At 41.9% G+C, this 19,633-nt stretch carries 17 protein-coding genes and 1 tRNA gene; 14 read left to right on the plus strand and 4 right to left on the minus strand.

Annotated elements, in window-relative coordinates; translation table 11 throughout:
* Position 1: 1 nt before the first annotated feature.
* Positions 2–394: a 30S ribosome-binding factor RbfA gene (rbfA, locus tag BLT07_RS02790; protein ID WP_091865463.1), complete on the minus strand. Its 393-nt coding sequence runs from the start codon at positions 392–394 to the stop codon at positions 2–4.
* Between the two features lie 268 nt (positions 395–662).
* Between rbfA and mce the strand changes: the two genes are divergently transcribed.
* From mce to BLT07_RS02860, 12 genes are all read left to right on the plus strand, one after another.
* Positions 663–1,064, plus strand: coding sequence for a methylmalonyl-CoA epimerase (mce, locus tag BLT07_RS02795; protein WP_091865466.1), 402 nt, complete (start codon positions 663–665; stop codon positions 1,062–1,064).
* 102 nt (positions 1,065–1,166) lie between these two features.
* Positions 1,167–1,240: transfer RNA gene (locus tag BLT07_RS02800), tRNA-Ile, on the plus strand.
* A 979-nt stretch (positions 1,241–2,219) separates the two neighbouring features.
* On the plus strand, positions 2,220–2,576 hold the full coding sequence (locus tag BLT07_RS02810) for a single-stranded DNA-binding protein (RefSeq protein WP_091865655.1): 357 nt from the start codon (positions 2,220–2,222) through the stop codon (positions 2,574–2,576).
* Between the two features lie 71 nt (positions 2,577–2,647).
* A complete protein-coding gene (locus BLT07_RS02815; protein WP_091865472.1) occupies positions 2,648–3,034 on the plus strand; it encodes a DUF6876 family protein in 387 nt (128 codons plus the stop codon).
* A gap of 74 nt (positions 3,035–3,108) precedes the next feature.
* A complete protein-coding gene (locus BLT07_RS02820) occupies positions 3,109–3,558 on the plus strand; it encodes a JAB domain-containing protein (RefSeq protein WP_091865475.1) in 450 nt (149 codons plus the stop codon).
* Between the two features lie 12 nt (positions 3,559–3,570).
* Positions 3,571–3,768 carry a hypothetical protein gene (locus BLT07_RS02825; protein WP_091865478.1) on the plus strand — a complete coding sequence of 66 codons (198 nt, stop codon included), beginning with the start codon at positions 3,571–3,573 and terminating at the stop codon, positions 3,766–3,768.
* A gap of 396 nt (positions 3,769–4,164) precedes the next feature.
* A complete protein-coding gene (locus BLT07_RS02835; RefSeq protein ID WP_091865484.1) occupies positions 4,165–4,740 on the plus strand; it encodes a BfmA/BtgA family mobilization protein in 576 nt (191 codons plus the stop codon).
* A 1-nt stretch (position 4,741) separates the two neighbouring features.
* Complete coding sequence (gene mobB, locus BLT07_RS02840; RefSeq protein ID WP_091865487.1) at positions 4,742–5,767, plus strand: MobB family relaxase; 1,026 nt, start codon at positions 4,742–4,744, stop codon at positions 5,765–5,767.
* A 48-nt stretch (positions 5,768–5,815) separates the two neighbouring features.
* The gene (locus BLT07_RS02845; RefSeq protein WP_091865657.1) at positions 5,816–7,414 is read left to right on the plus strand and encodes a type IV secretory system conjugative DNA transfer family protein; all 1,599 of its coding nucleotides are present in this window, start codon (positions 5,816–5,818) and stop codon (positions 7,412–7,414) included.
* A gap of 118 nt (positions 7,415–7,532) precedes the next feature.
* Positions 7,533–7,736, plus strand: coding sequence for a phospholipase D-like domain-containing protein (locus tag BLT07_RS02850; protein ID WP_091865490.1), 204 nt, complete (start codon positions 7,533–7,535; stop codon positions 7,734–7,736).
* 99 nt (positions 7,737–7,835) lie between these two features.
* Positions 7,836–8,294 (plus strand): phospholipase D-like domain-containing protein, encoded by a 459-nt coding sequence (locus BLT07_RS02855; protein ID WP_175455232.1) that lies wholly within the window; start codon positions 7,836–7,838, stop codon positions 8,292–8,294.
* A 240-nt stretch (positions 8,295–8,534) separates the two neighbouring features.
* Positions 8,535–10,799, plus strand: a complete 2,265-nt coding sequence (locus tag BLT07_RS02860) for a tetratricopeptide repeat protein (protein ID WP_091865496.1) — start codon at positions 8,535–8,537, stop codon at positions 10,797–10,799.
* 383 nt (positions 10,800–11,182) lie between these two features.
* Here the strand turns inward: BLT07_RS02860 and BLT07_RS02865 are convergent, their stop codons facing one another.
* Entirely contained in the window at positions 11,183–11,377 is a 195-nt protein-coding gene (locus BLT07_RS02865; protein WP_091865500.1) for a hypothetical protein, read from the minus strand.
* 9 nt (positions 11,378–11,386) lie between these two features.
* Entirely contained in the window at positions 11,387–12,274 is an 888-nt protein-coding gene (locus BLT07_RS02870; RefSeq protein ID WP_091865503.1) for an SDH family Clp fold serine proteinase, read from the minus strand.
* A 316-nt stretch (positions 12,275–12,590) separates the two neighbouring features.
* Between BLT07_RS02870 and BLT07_RS02875 the strand changes: the two genes are divergently transcribed.
* Positions 12,591–14,078 (plus strand): hypothetical protein, encoded by a 1,488-nt coding sequence (locus BLT07_RS02875; protein WP_091865506.1) that lies wholly within the window; start codon positions 12,591–12,593, stop codon positions 14,076–14,078.
* 1 nt (position 14,079) lies between these two features.
* A complete protein-coding gene (locus tag BLT07_RS02880) occupies positions 14,080–15,051 on the plus strand; it encodes a tetratricopeptide repeat protein (RefSeq protein ID WP_091865509.1) in 972 nt (323 codons plus the stop codon).
* Between the two features lie 316 nt (positions 15,052–15,367).
* On the opposite strand, the gene BLT07_RS02885 is transcribed toward BLT07_RS02880, so the two are convergent.
* On the minus strand, positions 15,368–18,766 hold the full coding sequence (locus BLT07_RS02885) for an nSTAND1 domain-containing NTPase (RefSeq protein ID WP_091865512.1): 3,399 nt from the start codon (positions 18,764–18,766) through the stop codon (positions 15,368–15,370).
* Between the last annotated feature and the right edge of the window lie 867 nt (positions 18,767–19,633).

The raw sequence follows: 19,633 nt of genomic DNA on the forward strand, positions 1-19,633 counted from the left end.
TTTAGATTTTTTTCCTTTTGGCCAATAAATCCCGATTTTCAATCGGATTTTCATCGCCCTTCAAAGACTTTTCTATGTTTTCTATATAATCCAACGAATCATCCAAAAAAAAGGATAGTTCTGGCACCCTTCGCAATTGGTGTCGGGTGCGCTGCGCCAATTCATGTTTGATCAAGGGTTGGTTCGAAGTAATACCCTCGATGATTTCTTGCGCGTTTTTGTTCGGAAAAATGCTGAGATAGACCTTGGCCAAAGAAAGATCAGTGGGTACGGACACTTTGGTTACGGAAATCAAAGTTCCCTTCAACCCCCCGTCAATAGCGGAACGTTGCAGAATATCCGCAATATCCTCTTGTATAACGCCTGCAATCTTTTTCTGTCGTTGTGTTTCCATAACGCAAAAATACGGAGAATTAAACGTATTTTAGTGGAAGAGACAAGTCCCCTTATTCGGGCCGTTACCGGCATTGTGAACTTTGTGCGAAAATTATTCGGTTTAAACGTGTACTGGTCTATAAGTCGAGAGTCTCAATAACCATGAGTCATGAAAATTTAATTCTTTCAAGATGGGTTGATAGACCGTCTGTTTTATGGGGGAAGTCTAGATGCAAGTACTCTTGGATTATCCGGCTCACCTTAACTAAGGCGTATACCTTTTAAAATTGAAAAAACTAGAACACATCGGCATAGCGGTACGGGATCTGGAAGCTTCCAATACCCTGTATAAAAAACTGCTGGGAACGGCATCCTATAAAACGGAAGAAGTAATATCCGAAGGGGTTAAAACGTCTTTTTTTAGGATGGGCGATAGTAAAATCGAGCTTTTGCAAGCCTTGGACAAAAATAGCCCAATAGCCCAATTTTTGGAGAAGCGGGGAGAGGGGGTGCACCATATCGCTTTTGCGGTCGACGATATTAAAGTCGAGGTGGAACGCTTAAAATCAGAAGGATTCACCGTTTTGAACGAAGAGCCGAAAAGGGGGGCGGATAATAAATTGGTCGTTTTTTTGCATCCCAAAAGTTCTGGCGGGGTGCTTGTAGAGCTATGTCAAGATATTCCGTAATATTGAGAATGGATCGCAAATAGTGGCTTTTCTAATAACCTGAAAATTACTTTGCCCGTTGACGGCAAATACTTAAATTTGCCTTCACTTTTGAAAAAAGCCGGTCCTATAGCTCAGTTGGTTAGAGCACCTGACTCATAATCAGGTGGTCCCTGGTTCGAGCCCAGGTGGGACCACAAGTAAAATCAGGGCTTCGAGGCTTTTTAGCTTCGAAGCTTTTTTCATTTGCACGCAATTTGCACGCAAAAACAGGCCTACCTTCCATCCATTAAAAGTTTATCCATATTGATTTTTTTGTAGTTAAATTTCAGCAAAGTGGAAGCAAACCTGTTCAAACAACAGCTGGTTCTTGATTAAATCCCATCGATTAAGGCACACACCAATATCCGAAAAATATGATTTCGTTACTATACCCCATATACTATCGATACCCTGAAATCGAAAATAGGGGATTGAACAAATGGCGGACATTGTCTCTCCAGTCATAATAAGAATAAACCTTATCCATGGGGTAGCCTACTGCACCCATTCCCTCAGCACATTGCCGCTCCATTCCGCTACTCTCCATTCAGGGCAAAGAGCTTCGTACCAAAATCTTGAACACTGGCCCGAATTTTAGGATTCCCTCCTGCTCATCCCACACTTATATAGAATCATAGGCGTTTGTCATATCCAAAGTACCGCATTCTTCCTCTAAAATCCGGACCAGAGTCCGCTTCACCTGAATTTCGTCATTTCGTTTTGTTCCGCTTCAAGAGGGTTGGATATTTCACCGTTCGGGGTTTTCGACCTGCTGCCCGAACCGCCACCGTTACCTTTTTTTGATGGCAAAAAAACAACATCCGTACTTGGACGGCGGCATAAACCGTTACACTACGCTTCCGCTGTGCTCCAGCTACGTTCCACTATTTATACGCCTTACCAAGCCCGGATATTGTATCACATAAAGCAACAAAAAAAGGTAACGCCACCGGCCCTATGGGAAGTAGATCAAAAACAGGAACCATGAAATCATATCGAATCCTCAAAAATGAAGCGGAACAAAAGTTAAAGAACAAAAAGAAGGAAAACGCTCCGGATATAATAAGTAAATCAGTTTTCAATGCCTGTGCGATGGTCGTACGGGTACCATATAAATCCTTAAATATTTTAATCATGAGTACACTCAGGAACAAAGTCCAATTAATTGGCAACGTGGGGAACGAACCCGAAACGACCGTATTGGAAAGCGGTAAAAAAGTAACCCGTTTTTCGTTGGCCACCAACGAAAATTACAGGAACGACAAAGGCGAAAAGGTGCAGACTACCGATTGGCACAATATCGTGGCATGGGGAAAGACCGCAGAGATTATCGAACAGTATGCTGGCAAGGGCAAACAGATCGCGGTCGAAGGCAAACTTACCTCACGCAATTACGAGACCAAGGAAGGCGAAAAACGCTATATCACGGAAGTCGTCGTTAACGAGCTTGTACTGTTGGGTTTCAAAGGCGATAGCGAAAAGGCTGCCTAACGTGAACTGAAACGGAGAGGGCAAGACCCGGCAAGGTCAAGCCCTCTTTTTTAACTTTTAAAAACAAAAAAATGGAAACACAGATAAGCCCATCGGAACTAAGGAACAACCTCGAAACCTTTACGGGTACGGAAACGTTCCACAGCATACCGCTCTTGAACACACGGTTTACGGACGGTATCAAATATTTAGCGGATGTAGCGAATTGCTTTTGGTTGGTAACGGACGTATCGGTCATCGCCAAAAGCCTGATGGACCGCAGCTATTTCGTTACCATCGACTTTAAAAAACTGTCGGAGGACCAGCAGGATGCCATCGGTTACGAGGCGATAATCGAATATGGCGACGGGAACGGGAACGTATTGGAGACGCACAAATACCATTCTACGGATTTTCCGCTGGACAAGTTGCGCCTATTTTTTACGGACGGTACCTTATTGCTACCGAGCGAACACTAAAAATCAAAGAGGGCGGTTCCTGTCGAAAGTAGCGCCCTCTTTTTCATCACTATCAACTCTTAAAATCAAAAGCAATGAAGAACAAAGTTAATGAAATCCGGATAAGTTATAAGGAGCGGGTAAAATCGCCCTTTTGGAAAAAAGTAAATACTTCAAAGGACGCAGCGGAACTGCTGTACGAACATTGGAACAAGGACAATATAACCGTACACGAAACCTTCAAAATCGTTCTGTTGAACAATGGTAACAAGGTAAAGGGAATCTATCAACTGTCCACAGGAGGAATAACAGGGGTTCTGGTCGATGTACGGATATTGTTCGCTGTCGTACTCAAAACCCTTTCCGTTGCCCTGATCGTTGCGCATTGCCACCCTAGCGGGACATTGCGGCCCAGTGAAGCGGACAAAAAGATTACGAACAAGATCAAAAAGGCCGCCCAACTTTTGGATATCACCCTATTGGACCATCTGATCATAGCCCCCAACGGAGACTATTACAGTTTTGCGGATAACGGGATACTTTAACTCTTTAAAGCTATGATACACCTAAAGTTTCAAGATCTGAGTTCGGAAAAGCAAGAGGAACTTTTAAAGGTTTCCAGGGAACATGTCACGAATATTTTTGGCGAATCCATCCGAAAATATGTTGACGAAACGGGCGAGGATTTCGAAGGCCTGATCGAGGAAGAAACGATCAAGAACCTGTACACCTACAAATTCATATTCGACATCTGAACACAATTTTATCCTGTTACAAGAAAAAGGCTGCCATTATGGTAGCCTTTTACATTTTACATTTTTCACAACGTTTTTTCGAAAACCATAAGAATCCCTCAAAATCCGGTTCCGAAAACTCTTAAAATATTCCGGCCATAACAAATCCGAAGTAACACCGACTACATTCACCGAAGCCATAAAATTTTCCCTGCGGGGAAAAAAGGAATAGCAAGAGGGCAACACGGCGGGCCGGTGTTGCGTGTTTGCGTTTCTTTTTAAACCGCTGTTAAACAGCGTTTTAAAGTCGAAAGGGGTCGGAGGATCGGATGTAATATCGGTCCGATTTTCGTCAAATGGCCCCGCAGCCCCCGGAAACAGGCCCGAATTTTCGTCAAATCAAAAAATGAACAGAACGTGTTGGATTCCTTTTGGACCTTGCGCATCAAAAAAGAAACGGCGGTACGTTTTCGGGCCTTCGCACGGACGTACTATAGCACCCAGTCCCTGGCCTTGGACGGTATGTTGGATTTTTTCAGGTACAACGAGATTTCCCCCCATGAAAAGCTGGGGCCCAGAATGACCCTGATAATGGAATTCCTGAAACACCTGAAGCAGTATCTGGGAAACAGGAACAATGCGACCATTGCCATCATAAAGAACATTGAAAAAGAAGGTGTCCTGCCCACCAAGGCCATGATGCAACTGCTCTTCGAGCAGGCCCCGCGCGAAGAGGAGCAGCCCGAGCTTATCGAGATCGCCCACGGGGAAGTCAAGTATCAAGGGAACTATTACGACTCCCTGGAGGCCATCGAGCTCCGAAAGGAAAAAAATATACTGAAACAGGAACTGGAAAACACCCGAAGGAAGTTCGACGAAATCCTTTTTTCCAAGATCAAGGAGACCAGGCCCAACTTCGGAAAGCCCAAACTGTACCTGGACATGACGCCCGAAGAATTCAGCAGTCTCAAAGAGACATTTAAAAGCGAATGACATGTACATCAGCATCACCCGTCAGCATATGGACACGACCTTTTCGCAAAGCTCCTCCGATTTTGTGGACTATCTGGAAAAGGAGAACGAGGGAAAACGACCGGAACTCCAAGAACACTTCTTTGACCAATACAATGATAAGATTGCGCCGGAGAAGGTGGTACGGGAAATCGACGGGAATACGGCAAAACTGAAAAAACGGGAACCCAAGTTCTACTCCCTGACCATCAATCCGAGCCAACGCGAACTCAGGGCCATCAACAACGACCCGGCATTGCTGCGGAAGTACGTACGCGAGATCATGAAGGACTACGCGGCCTCCTTCTATCGCGAAACGACTGTTGGGGTGGACAGCATCAAGTACTATGCTAAAATAGAGCACGAACGCACCTATAAGGGCTTTGACAGGGAGGTCAAGGAAAACCGGGTATATAAGGCCCAGATCGCAAAACTGGAAAACGATATCCGAAAAATGGAACGCGGCGAACTCAGGGCAAACGTGAAACAACTGGAGCGGCAGATCGAACGGCTCACGGCCCAGATACCCCACCGCATCGACGGCAGGGCCATCGAACAGGGGATGAAAAAACCGGGCCCACAGACCCACGTGCATATCGTAATGAGCCGCAAGGACACAACGAACCGATATAGCCTGTCCCCCGGCAGCAAGTATATGGAATCCGAATCCAAACTGAACGGCAAAACGGTAAAGAGGGGCTTTAAACGGGACGAGTTTTTCGGGAAGGCCGAAAAGACCTTTGACCGGCTCTTCGGATACAATAGGAACTATGTGGAGAGCTACACCGCCCGAAAGACCTTTATCAAAGATCCGCACAGATATTTTGCAAGGTTATTAAAACTGCCCGTCAACGAGCGTAGCGCGGCCTTTAAGCTATTGGGCAAGGCAGGGGTAAACATTCCCAATCTGAACATACCCAAGAGCAAGGTCGAGCTTGCGCTAAAAACGGTGAAACAGTTCAAAAAGGCCATGGATGTGGCCCGGAACGCAGGTTCCATAGGAATATGAGCATTCCTTCTACCGTTAACAGCCAAAAATAATTCACTTATGAAAGACATGATACTTCCTTTGTTATTTATCCATCTTTTCGGCAGTGTTGTTTTCTTTATCGGTTTTCGGTATACCCGTTTCGGGTTCGGGATCAATCTCCTACTTGTTCTTTCGGTTACGTGCCTGGCGTTTATGTTCCGGCCGACAGGCCTTTTCAATCTCCTATTTTTTGTATTGTTTCCCCTTCAGGGTATCAATACGGTATTCTATATGCTGGCCGGATACCGGAAGGAACGGGTACGGACCGAAAGGAAATACCATGTCAGGTTGAAGCTCCGCAGCGGCACACTGTCTCTGCATAATATCCGCAGGGGCATATCCATCATCGCCTCCGCAGGGAGCGGCAAGACCGAATCGGTGGTATACGGACTGTTGGAGCATCTGCAAAAGTTCGAATTCTGCGGGGTCATACACGACTACAAGCATTTCGAGATCACCGAAATGGCCTATCCCCTGTTCCAAAATGACGGCGTTCCCTTCCATATCATCTCCTTCGACGATATCCATAAAAAGGTCAATCCCATTGCGCCCAGATATATGGAGGACGAGGAAAGCGTGAACGAGATATCGCGGGTACTCTTGGAAAACCTTCTGGAACAGCGGGAGAGCATCGCCATGGGGTCCTCGAAGTTCTTCAACGATGCCGTGGAAGGCCTGTTGGGAGGGATGATCTGGAAACTGAGGACCGATTATCCCAAATATTGTACGCTGCCCCACCTGATCGCCATCTATCAATACCTGGGCAAAAGGGATTTGATCAAATGGCTGAGTTCGAACACCACCTCGAAGGCGATGGCCGATGCCTTTATTTCGGGAAAGGATTCCGAACGGCAGACCGCAGGGGTCCTGAGCACGTTGGCCAATGCCCTGAAAAAGATAAGTACGCAGCGGATCTTTATGGCCCTTTCCAGGGACGAGGTCCCGCTTGACATCAACAATCCGAAAAATCCGGCAGTCATCTCCATTGTCAACAACCCAAAGAACGAGACGGCCTATTCTCCCGTCATAGCCGTTATCATCCATACCATTACAAAGCAGATGAGCGTCCGGGAGCGGGAATCTTCGTTTATCCTTATGGAAGAAGCCCCCACCATTCGGCTGTTGAACATGCACCGGATCCCCGCGACCCTGAGAAGTTACGACATAGCAACCATCTATGTCCTGCAGGACAAAATACAGAACGACATGATGTACGGAGACAGGGCCAGCCGTGCCATACTGAGCAACCTTTCCTACCAGTTCTTCGGCAAGGCCAACGATCCCGATACCGCCAGATATTACGAGCGTTTTTTTGAAATCGTGAAGCGGCCGACGAAAAGTGTCAGCAAGGGGGAGAACACACTCAACTTCGATACCCGTATCACAAAGGGCGAACGCGAGGTAAGCAAGATCCGCTCCGATGTGTTCTTCCGTCTAAGGCAGGGGGAGTTCATCTCCTTTGCGGACGGCAGGGACCGAAAGATCCGTTTTCCGGTACCCGATATAAAAAGGGAACTCCCCGAACCGACCCATGCGTACAACGATGCCGAGATACGGGCCAATTTCGAGCGTATCCATTTCGAGGCCCGGGAACTGTTCCGTACCAACGCCAAAAATGTTTCCTAATTCGATATAAGACCCTTGCAATTTGTTGATAACTAACGGTTTTGGGCCAAATCCGGGTCTTGTTCGGTTTTGGGATTCCGTATCTTTAAAGGTCTTCCCTAAATCCAAAAGAAAAGTTATGTTTTTCAACAATGCCAAATGTGATGTCTACATCGGTACCGGGACAGGAAAGAAATTGATGGACGAGATCGAAAACGCCAAAAGATCGGTCAAGATCGTGTCCCCTTTTCTTTCCCCGTTCCTCGTCAAACGGCTGATCGCCCTCCATTCCAACGGAATCGGTGTGCAGCTGATCACCACGGACACCATCGAGGATTTTTAGGGAGATCGGGAACGCAACATACATGAGCTTATCCAACAGGAAGTCCATATCGACGGGCAGGCGAGGAGGGCCAGGAAGAAATATAAAATAATTGCCAAGGTGTTGAACGGGGTTACCATCGGTCTTTTCATCGGTTCAGTGATATTGAATTATTGGCTGAGGGACATAAGGCTTCTGGGGCTATTGATTCCATTGTTCTTTTTCTATTTAATTGCCCAATATTTCAGAAAGAAATCCGCATGTAAAAGAGTCTATACCTATACCTACGACCGGCTATTTCCATTCAAAGTGGTCCTGTCCAAAAACGGAAACGGGTTTGGAAATGCTTATCTGCACAGTAAGATCTATATCATCGATGACGAGATTGCCTATCTCGGGTCGCTGAACTTTACCGGTGGCGGCACCACGAACAACTACGAGACAAGGGTGCGGTTGGGCGATGCGCAGTCCGTTCAAAAAATCGTAGAGGAATTTGATTATTTGATGAACGAAGCAAAGATTGCGGAGGTCGATATTCAAGAATGGGGCAGTCTGTTGTATCGGGAGCCGATAAACTGACCGTTCATTATGTTGGCAAAACCAGATTCAATCTGGTTTTGCAGAAAATTATTTAAAAAAAACAGCGATTTATAGCATCGGAAGTTTCTTTTGATGGCCATAGCCTGTATCCAAATTCTCCACCTCTATGAAAGTTCAGATAAACGTGAGTTTATTTACATTTTGGTGAAAATGTCAAAATCTTTGAATTTAGATTCCACGCTTTGGAAAATTTAGCTAAATTCCAAATCAATTTCAGCAATGGACAAGCGCAAGAAATTAGACCCGGGCAGCGAAGAATGTATTTTCTTATTTAAAAAAGGCTATGAGTGCTACGAAAATGGACAACATGAACTTGCATTCGATTATTTTTCACAGGCGGAAAAAGTTGACCCTAAAGGTTATCCTGACGCTACATATTACAAGGGGTTTATTGAACAAGAACTGGGTCATCCTGAAGCTGCTCTAATATTATATACTAAGGCCGAAGATAACTCCCCCGACGGTCATCCGAATTCCTCTTTCAATAAAGGTGTCATTTACAGAAGTCTGGGTCAAACTGAAAACGCCCTAGTTTCTTATACTAAGGCTGAGGACGATTCACCAAACGGTGATCCGGAGGCCTCTAACAATAAAGGTTTTGCTTATGAAAGTCTTAACCAGCTTGAAGACGCTTTATTGTCGTATACAAAAGCCGAAAACGATTCACACCACGGTTATCCACACGCCTCACACTCAAAGGGACTTATTTACTATAAGATTGGCCAATTCGAAAATGCTATAGTATCATGGACCAAGGCCGAGCACGATTCAATTGATGGCCATCCAAGGGCCTCTTACAACAAGGGGGTTGTATACAATTCCCTGAATCAAACTGAAAACGCCTTGATTTCTTATACTAAGGCCGAGGACGATTCCCCCAACGGTTTCCCAAACGCCTCTTTCAATAAGGGTAGAATTTACAAAATTATTAACCAGCCTTTAGATGCTTTGTCGTCATATACAAAAGCCGAAAAGGATTCCTCCCACGGTTATCCGGAGGCATCTTATTCTAAGGGACTTATTTACCATGAGATTGACCAACTCGAAAACGCCTTATTGTCATATACTCAGGCCGAGAACGATTCCCCCGATTGTCATCCGGTTGCTTCTTATAATAAAGGTATAATCTATTTCCCTAAGAACTTGAGGCTTTCAGCTGAAAGTTTTCATAAGTCAATTCGGGATTCTGCCCAGCAGGTAAATCCCAAAAGCCATATGTGGCTTTCCAAATGTTTTCATGGTTTGGAAAAACACGGTCTGGCCAAGAAATTTGCCTATTTGGCATTGAAACAGGACAATCATGACTATGAAATCATAGATTACGTCCTTGTCCGATATGGGAATCAAAGGTCCAAGGGCATTTACACACTGAGACTGAAATACTTGTTAAGAGTATTAGAAAATCATTCATCGAAGGATTATGGCAATGAAGGAAAAATCGATGAGGAGATATTCAATAGATTCATCGAGAACATGGGCCAACTAGAAGACTCAATGGAGGTATTCCATATGGCGCTCTCGAAAAAAGAGGTCGCGCTCGCAGAGGATATCGATTACCAAGAACGCCTTAGACTCTCCTATTTGATATATTTCTTGAACGGTGAATACCACAGCTCCTTCCATTTACTGGAAACCGATTTATATGAACTATACGGTCACAGTGACATGGACCATTATATTTATTTCCTATCGGCCTACCTAATAGGGGAGCCTGTGGACGAGTTTAATTCCTATTTAAAACTGCCAAGAACGTCGAAGGGCATATTTAGTGAAAGTCTTTTGGAGTGGTCGGAAAAAGTACGGAAAGCCATTGAAAATAACTCTTATTTGGATAAATATCTATTGGACATTCAGCTACCCAATATTATTATCGGCACTAGTCTGCCATTACCGGAAGGCCACCACCCGTGGGTAAGGGCCGTCCTTGAATCAATCAGGGACCCTTCGGTTTCCTATGATATTCCCTTAGGTGAAAACGAACTCTTAGGCCTTCTACCGCAATTTTTTGAGGGTTTCTCTGAGCAGGAACTTTCGAAAGCCATTTTTCCGGAACACAAATGGCGTAACATCGTTACCTTGCTCGAAAATTCTAATTGCCCAGAGAATTATAGGGATCTCGTCATGGCTATACGGGAAGGGATTGGCGAGGGTATACCATATTTAAAGGTTCTTGTTAGACTGATTGAGCGTACTAGGTTAGAAAAAGATACTAGCATCAAAAAAAACTTAGTCATTTTACAGGCGGCCGTCCTATTATCAGAGCGTTTCGATAGCAAACGGGAAATGCCCATCGATAAAAAAATCGCAATTGATATCTTCCAAAATTTGGCCTTTGACGGTGTCCTTTATTTAATGAACATTACGACATTTGGACTAGGCGCGGCAATGTCTACGGTCCTAACCATATCAAACCATGTACGGGGAAATAATCGAAAAGAGCGTGTCAGGTCGATTTTCGAAGTCTTGCTGACTGAAATAGTATAATTCTAATTATTAGAATTGACAAGTTATATTTAAACGACCTTAGCCATGCCACCTTGTAAGTCGAAAATGGAGACTTTCATGAAAGAACCACTCTATTTTTTATCGACTTCCCCGGGAACCGCCGGTAAGAGAACGAAGTTTTCTCCATTCTCGAAAATTCGCATACTTGCCCTCCTTTGAGCTCCTCTAGAGAGTACATTTAAACGTCCCGGGGTCGTACCAGCGGTAGTTTCTTTTCTACCTTAACTGGGTGATTAATCTTTAACAGTCTCGGCTAAGAATAGTGCAGGATTAAATTAGCATACTATTTTCACGACAGCAAGAGTTGATAAAATAAAAAATGAGTATACGTATTATTTTTAGCCATTTGTTGGTATAGGTGGTTATCTTCTCCCAGTATTATAACGAACACTTTTTCCAATAGTGTCCTTGGGCGCAATCGTATAGTTATCAGACATATTTCCTGCAATTTTCTCAATCTCCGCAATCATCTTTTGGATGGTTTTATGTTCGGCTGAAAGCTTCTGGTTTTCTTTTTTTAAAACTTCGGAAACTCGTTTGTCAATTGTGTCTCTCATAATATAAATTTAAATAAAATTTCTTGAATGCATAAACGCATCAATATTGTTCTTTCGTATGTATTCTGTCACAAGGTCATTATAACCTCTAATGAGTTTTGTTCTCGTATTGTCGTTTGAGTAATCTTCAATAGTGAGTTTTAATTTAGTTTTAAGTGTTTCAATATTAATTGAACGACCATGTGAATGCCACTCACTATTTTCGCTTAGCAAGTGTGCAATTTCTTCTGCACGTTTCTCTTTTTCTGGAGTTGTTACGGGGTTCCCTTTGAGAGCAGGAGTGGTGTTGTGAATCGTCCAAGTAGCAAACTTGTATTTTACCAGCCATTTCTTCAGTAATGCTACAGTTAGTTCCTTTGCTTGTTCATACCTTCTAAGCATTGCTAAATCTTGTTTTTGAAGCATAACTAACTCGGCTTGAGTCATTGTTCCATTTGCAGATTTATCAATTAACTCATTGACCTTATCTAAATAACCTAAAGCCGGTATCCATTGTGTCCCACCATTTGGTGCTTGAACTTCTACTTGCGGGTCGATTGGCCCCAAAGATGAACTGTAATCCATAAAAATATTATTGCCAGACATACAAAAAATAGTCCCTGCGGAATATGCTGCATCAGGTACGATAAAATTAACTTCCGAATAGTGGTGGCGAACAATATTGACGAGTTGTTCAACCACTTCTACTGACCCACCTGGAGTATTGAGAATAATACACAATCTGTCATTTTCTACTTCATCTAATTTTAAATTTTCAATAATATCACGGAATGGTTTTACAAGTCCATTAGCTATAGGAGCATAATAAAAAATGACATCTGCTTCGAAATGTTTTTCAAGTACATCTAATCGCTCGTTTAGTATTGAATGTATTGTAGAGTCAAAAATTGGTTTCATATTACGAATTTAGTTTTTTCTGTATATATGCCGGTCATATCAGCATTAAATATATTGTTATCTTCCATACCATCCTGAATAAAGGAACCCATTGTTAGGTTTTGAACAGAAATCAGGAACCGAAAATACAGTAAATCCTAAAAAGTACATTTAAACCTCCATCGGTCATTACCAAAAGCCGTAGTTTTTTTTAGCGGCAAAGTCTAGATAAACGTGGGATTTATTTTTCATTAATTCTACCATAACCATAATATTTAATACCTTTAGATTATCCTCCGAAATAACGAATTAAAACCAGATGTAAACCTTAAAATAAATGGACCCGTTTAGCATGGCCTGGTTCTTCGGGGCTATATTTAGCGGCATTTTGGGAGGCAGGGCCGATACGCTGTTGTGCAATGCCACGAACAAGTTAGTCCGGCACATTTCTCAAAAATCGGGCGAACCGGCCAACAAACAGATCCAAAAGGGGGTACGTAAATCATATCTTCAGGCAACACTCCTTGCTGTGGACCACTTAGACGGTCAGCGAACCTATACCTTAAAAGGGCGACAAAAGGAAAACCTGAAGGCGATTAAGCATTACCTGAACAAAGAAATCGTCTCAACGGGCAAGGAGGACAGTTACTTACCAGTCTCCGAAATTGATGGGGAATACCGTCGGATGATATTTTCCAACGGTAGCACCTCAAAGGGCCGTAAAGCGGAATTGATAGGAAAGTTCAAGGAAGGCATCATTAGAGAGCTTGAAAATCAAGGTCTATTGTTGGAGCAAGCCTTGCAGGCCAGTCTCCGTAATGGCTGGAAGGTAGATGGCCGGGATATGGATCTCTATAAACTCACATGTGCTTTTTTCACACAAGAGCTCAATGACAACACCCAGCTTACTACCTTTCTCCAAACCGAATATTTAGATAGCATAGTTGCTGAAATTGGTGACCTGTCGGTAAGTATAAATGCTTATTTTGAACAATATACGCACATACTGCCCTACCTAAAAAAAATACTCCCCTCAATAGAGAATATCAAAGAAAACTTGTCAACGGTTCCAGAAAAGACTGCCAATCTTGTCATACAAGGTATCAAAGATCAAGTCATAACCAGTCGACAAGTGACTGTATCCGATGACTATCAAAAATTCCTCAAAGAGCTTGAAGATTTAGAAACTATCATTCAGTCTATAAATGTCGAGATTGATGGCCTAAGAAAGGCACTAACTCAAGTGGATAAAACTACAAAGGGCTTATTACGGCAAACCATAAAGAAGCTCAAAACCCAACTTTTACAAAAAAGTGCCGCGAAGGTAGATAAAGAGCAAGCTTTCAATGAATTCGTAAGTAATGTCATCAATCTCGCAAAACAGCTGAAGACATCAGAAGGCTTGGATTCCTCAAGACTGGAAAAGGCAAGAGCTCTTTTTGAAGAAGGTAAGTATAATGAACTCAACGAAGTACTAAGTGAACAGGAAATAGATAAAGATATTGCCCGGTATAAGGAAAATGGAAGAGTACTTGCCAATGAACTCACCATAAAAGCTCAAACCATAGTACTGACCAAGTCCGTAGGTTGGTACGAGGAAGCAGATAGGCTATATGCCAAGGCCATGGTTCTTATTGAAAATTATAATACCACCTATAACTATGCTTATTTTTTAGCAGAACATATGCAAATCAATAGGGCTGCCAGCATATATGTTAGAGCACTAATTTATATTTCGAATGACTCTGAAAAGGCGACTATCTTAAATAGTTTGGCTAATCAACCCACAAAACTATTTACCTGCCGTAGGAGCGACATTAAATAATTTGGCTAATTTACAAGGTGATTATTATGAGTTTGGGGAGGCGGAGAAATGCTATAAGGAAGCATTAGGGATAAGAAGAAAATTAGCCGAGGTCAATCCCCGAACTCATTTACCTGACGTAGGAATGACATTGAATAATTTAGCGGTTTTACAGAGTGATGCAAATGAACCTGGGGAAGCGGAAAAATCCTATAAGGAAGCATTAGAGATATATCGAAAATTAGCCGAGGTCAATCCCCAAACCTATTTACCTAGCGTAGGAATGACATTGAATAATTTGGCGGTTTTACAGAGTGATGAAAATGAACCTAGGGAAGCGGAAAAATCCTATAAGGAAGCATTAGAGATATATCGAAAATTAGCCGAGGTCAACCCACAAACTTATTTACCATTTATTGCAGGTATATTGAATAATTTGGCGGTTTTACAGAGTGATGAAAATGAACCTGGGAAAGCGGAAAAATCCTATAAGGAAGCATTAGAGATATATCGAAAATTAGCCGAGGTCAACCCACAAACTTATTTACCATTTATTGCAGGTATATTGAATAATTTGGCGGTTTTACAGAGTGATGAAAATGAACCTGGGAAAGCGGAAAAATCCTATAAGGAAGCATTAGAGATATATCGAAAATTAGCCGAGGTCAACCCACAAACTTATTTACCATTTATTGCAGGTATATTGAATAATTTGGCGGTTTTACAGAGTGATGAAAATGAACCTGGGGAAGCGGAAAAATCCTATAAGGAAGCATTAGAGATATATCGAAAATTAGCCGAGGTCAATCCAGAGGTATATTCCCTTGATTACGCTTTTACGGCAGATAATCTTGCCCTTTTATACAGGTACAACCTGATAAATAGACAAAAATCTATTCACTATGCTAATGAAGCAGTACGAGGTTTCGCCCCATTCATAGATACAGTGCCTTTTGCCGCAAAATGGCATAAAGTGGCTCAAGCGATAATGTAATATTGGAGAAAAATTGAATCATGAAAGCAACAAGTTCAAAAAAACGTGGGTTTAATTACAACAAGCTTCTGTTACAATCAGTCCCATAAAACGATGATTCTATGAAGATGAAAAAATCACTGGCAACCTTAAGTGAGTTAGTTCCAAAAGCTATTACCGGTAGATTAACTTAAAAAACATCAGCATCTTGGGTCGGGCCCATTCGAGATGGTAACTCTTTTTTAGTATGAAAAGTGTGATTGGTATCAATTAAAATATTGTCAATAGTTGAATATGATGCTTCTTAATTTTGAAGCATTGCACTTTGGCTCACATATTACCTAAACACAATTTCAATTCCGGGGTTGTTCTGCTTGATTTTATCAATTTCTGGAACGATTGTTTTATTAACAATTAACTTATCAAGATTTGTTAATCTGTATAATTCTATGCCATCTTGAGGAGTCAGGGCTCCATTATTTGCAATTTCCAAAGAATTAAGGGCGGTCAGATTTTGAATGCCCGCTAGACTGGTCAGGGAGGCATTATTGCTTATTGTCAAGGAAGTGATGGCGGTCAGATTTTCAATGCCCTCTAGACTGGTCAGGGCACCATTACCGTAAATATGCAGGGAATTAAGGGCGGTCAGATTTTCAATGCCTTCTAGACTGGTCAGGGCACCATTACCGTAAATTTCCAGAGAATTAAGGGCGATCAGATTTTCAACGCCCGCTAGACTGGTCAGGCCATCATTACTGTAAATTTCCAAGGAATTAAGAGCGGTCAAATTTTCAATGCCCTCTAGACTGATCAGGGCACCATTACCCCAAATTACCAATGAATTGAGGGCGGTCAGATTTTCAATGCCCGCTAGACTGGTCAAGGCTTCATTATTGTAGATTTCCAGAGAATTAAGGGCAGTCAGATTTTCAAGGCTCGATAAACTGGTTAAGGCACTAAGACGCGAAATAGTCAGGGAGTTGATGGCGGTTAGTTTTTCAATACTCGCTAGACTGGTAAGAGAATCATTATTGTAAATTATCAATGAATCAAGGGCGGTTAGTTTTTCAATACCCGCTAGACTGGTCAGAACATCAATATGCGAAATTCCCAGGGAATTTAGCGCGGTCAGTTTTTCAATGCCTTCTAAAGCGCTCAGTGAATCATTTTGGTAGATTTTCAAGGAATTAAGGGCGGTCAGATTTTCAATGCCCGCCAGAATGGTCAGGGAATTATTTTTGCTGATTGTCAGGGAGCTAAGGTCGGTCAGTTTTTCAACGCCCGCTAGACTGGTCAGGGAGTTATTATTGGCAATTGTTAGGGAATTAAGGCTGGTCAGTTTTTCAATGCCCTCTAGACTGGTCAAGGCTTCATTATCATAAATATCTAGGGAATTAAGGGCGGTCAGTTTTTCAATGCCCTCTAGACTGGTCAGGGCTTCATTATGGTAAATCATCAGGGAATTAAGGGCGGTCAGATTTTCAATGCCCGCTAGACTGGTCAGGGCTTCATTATTGCCAATTTTCAGGGAATTAAGGGCGGTCAGTTTTTCAATGCCTGCTAGACCGGTCAGGGCTTCATTATTATAAATTGTCAAGGAATCTAAGCTGGTTGGGTTTTTAATATTTTCAACAATGGATAGTTGTTGCATTGCCACACCGTTTCCATCTACGATTAAGCTTTTTAAATTTCCAAAGAATTTTAGGTTACCATTTAAGGCACTATAATTCGTTGAGTTTATTGTAAGAACACGTAGTGAATCCAATACACCGACTTCCTGTATTTTTCGACTAAGATTTGGATGGTTTTTTTCTATAATATCTAAAAAATCCCTCTCTTGAATCGCCGGTTGTACCCAAGCTAAGATTACTATAGTAATCAAAATAGCTGTCAGTATAACCATTCCAGAGCCCTCATATAAAGCTTTATTATTCTTTCTTTGTGAATTGAGTAAAAACGAATCAATCTCTTCACTTGCAAGATCTGGGTTGTTCATTTGCCACTGCTTAGCGCGTTTTACCTGTTTTCTGCTATACAGGTCTTCTTCTCCCTTTTTGTACGCCGTAATGTTTAGAGTTATGCGTTTTCCGGTTTCCAGTGCCTCCCTTCGCTCATCGATCCAACTTTTTAAGCGCCCCCACTTCCTGATTAACTCTTCATGTATGATGCCCACATTGATAGACTCGTCCTTTTCTTGAGAAATATTTAATAGTCGACTTTTCTCACTCACTAACGTCTCAAAAACAATTTTGACCACTTGTTGGGGATGCTGTTTCAATTTTGAGAAGAGCTCATCTTTGGATACTGTTCTTTTAATATCATTCAAGTTTTCATTGACTTCAACAAGATTTACAAAAATAGTTTTAAGAATTGCTTCCCGTTCTTTGTTCCTTCCATTATTGGTGATATCTTTTATAACATTTTCGGCATGTGTCTCAATTATTCCCGAAATACCCTTGCCTTCAGAGAGTTTGTTAAATTCGGTAGAGCTAATTCGCCTATCCGCTATGGTTTCCTTGTTCCAAATACGTTCCAAAGTAAATTGCAAAATAGGCAAAGACCCGTCCACTTCCTTGATCTGCTCTAACATTTGTTCGACCAATTCATTCTCAATGACCACGCCATTTTTTAAAGCGGGTTTTGTAATTATTTTGGTCATACTTTGTTTCCAATTGTCAGTGTGTACCTTATAATCTAAACTACTTATCGGGAATAAATATTGATGGGATTTTATAAAGTCGAAGTTGGTGAGTTGTGATAGAAAATCACTTCTAAAGGCGCAGATGACCAAAACCCTTGATTTAGTGTTTTGGTTGCCGGTAAGTGCATCTAAAAATTCAAAAAGATGTTTTCTTTCCTCCAGAGCTTCTGGAGAATGACACTGCGTTATAACTTCTTCAAACTGATCGAAAAATAGTATTAAATCTGAAGATTCTGAATTAAGATTCAGTACATCATCTACGGAAATACCTTGCAACTGCATTTGGTATTTAAGATTAGTAAACGGTTCACTAGTAGGAGTGACGATAATTTGCGATCGTTCCGAAAAGCCATATTCCTTTTTATGTTCTAGCCTGAACATGATACCGGCCTTAACAAAGGAACTTTTACCTGTGCCAGAATTACCTATTACAGAAACAAAAAAATTACCACCTGACATAACGATTTTTTTAATGCAGCTTTCTATTTCGGCATTACGGCCAAAAAAGTAATCGCCATCATCAACATCAAAGGAGGCAAGGCCCTTATATGGATTTTTAGTGTTAACCGGAGATTCAGAGGTAAACTGAATAAGAAACTCATAAAGCGCACTCCTTAAATCCTTGGCATCCATGAAGGTGTGGCTCGGCCGACCTTTAAACTTGGCTAATAATTCTTTATGTTTGTTTTTGTTATCAATTTCTGCTTCATCAAATTCTTCTAGGTGCAGACAAAAGATTTTTTTGTCATTTGATAGTGCAGTGTCTATTTCTATTTCTGTATACGTCCTTTGCTCATCAGGTGGAAAGGAGCCTATTTTATTTCCGAGTATGATAATATATATATCACTTTCAAGGACCGCTTCAACGCAATCTTCTATATAAGGGGTGTAAGTGCCATCATCGAACATACGTTCCATAATTTCGCACAATTCAAAATTGTTCTTCAGTTGGTTCTGAAAAAGATTTATTAGCTCTTTCCTGAAATCTTTTAGATCTCTAAAGGTCGACGATATGTAGACTTTCCATTTTGACATTTTACTCTTAATAAGTTCATATATCCGCTTGCTCAGGATAATTACAACACTGGCTATAAATTCAATAGTCAGAATATAACCACGCTTACCTACTTGCCCATTCAGTATATAGCATCGATGAAAAAGCGATAAGTCGAGTATTTTAAAATGGAACTAAAAACGGGGGGATATGAAACAAAACTTATCGCTAGACCTAAGTTATACATTGCCAATGACATACACAAACGAACTTGGAAGGTGCATTGTAATGCAGATTTCTTTTCTGGCAAGTCCTTCAACATGCTGCTCGAGCAATTGTTGAACTACCTTACTCAACATTTCCCCGTCACGAAGTAAGTGTTGCTTATGAGGTCGGTTACCTTGCGTACTTTGTTTTGAAGGCTACGGGTGGTATTCTTTGTTAGTGAAGATTGCGGATGTGTACTGTAAGGAACGGGAGCGCCACACCAAGACAGGCTAGATCGAATGGTCGAACAGCCGGAAATTTAGGGATAATCATGTTGAGGGTATATTTGTACTGTATGCTGAGCGAGAAGAACTCCACAGTCTTCTCTGACGAAGAGATTACCTCTTGAAAGACTTAAGAAGGGTAAAGAGCTTTATCCAATTATTATTAACCGTTAGGTGTCATTTTTGCTGTCCCTAAAACAGCCCTTTTACGAAACGAGATCTAAAAACGCTTAAAAGAAACGGTTCCAGTTCCATTTGTCGTTCATTTTAGTAGTTCCGGTAATTCACCTTTTACGGAACTAAAAAGGTATATTTAAACCCCCGTGGCCGTTGCAGAAGTGCTCTGTGCGTAAGATATTGACCCGAGCAGGCTGTTTTTACGGAGCCTTTTGGAGAACGGGTCTTGGCTGGATCTGC

This window comes from Pricia antarctica, from assembly GCF_900101815.1.
In the GTDB taxonomy this organism is placed as follows: Bacteria; Bacteroidota; Bacteroidia; order Flavobacteriales; family Flavobacteriaceae; genus Pricia; species Pricia antarctica.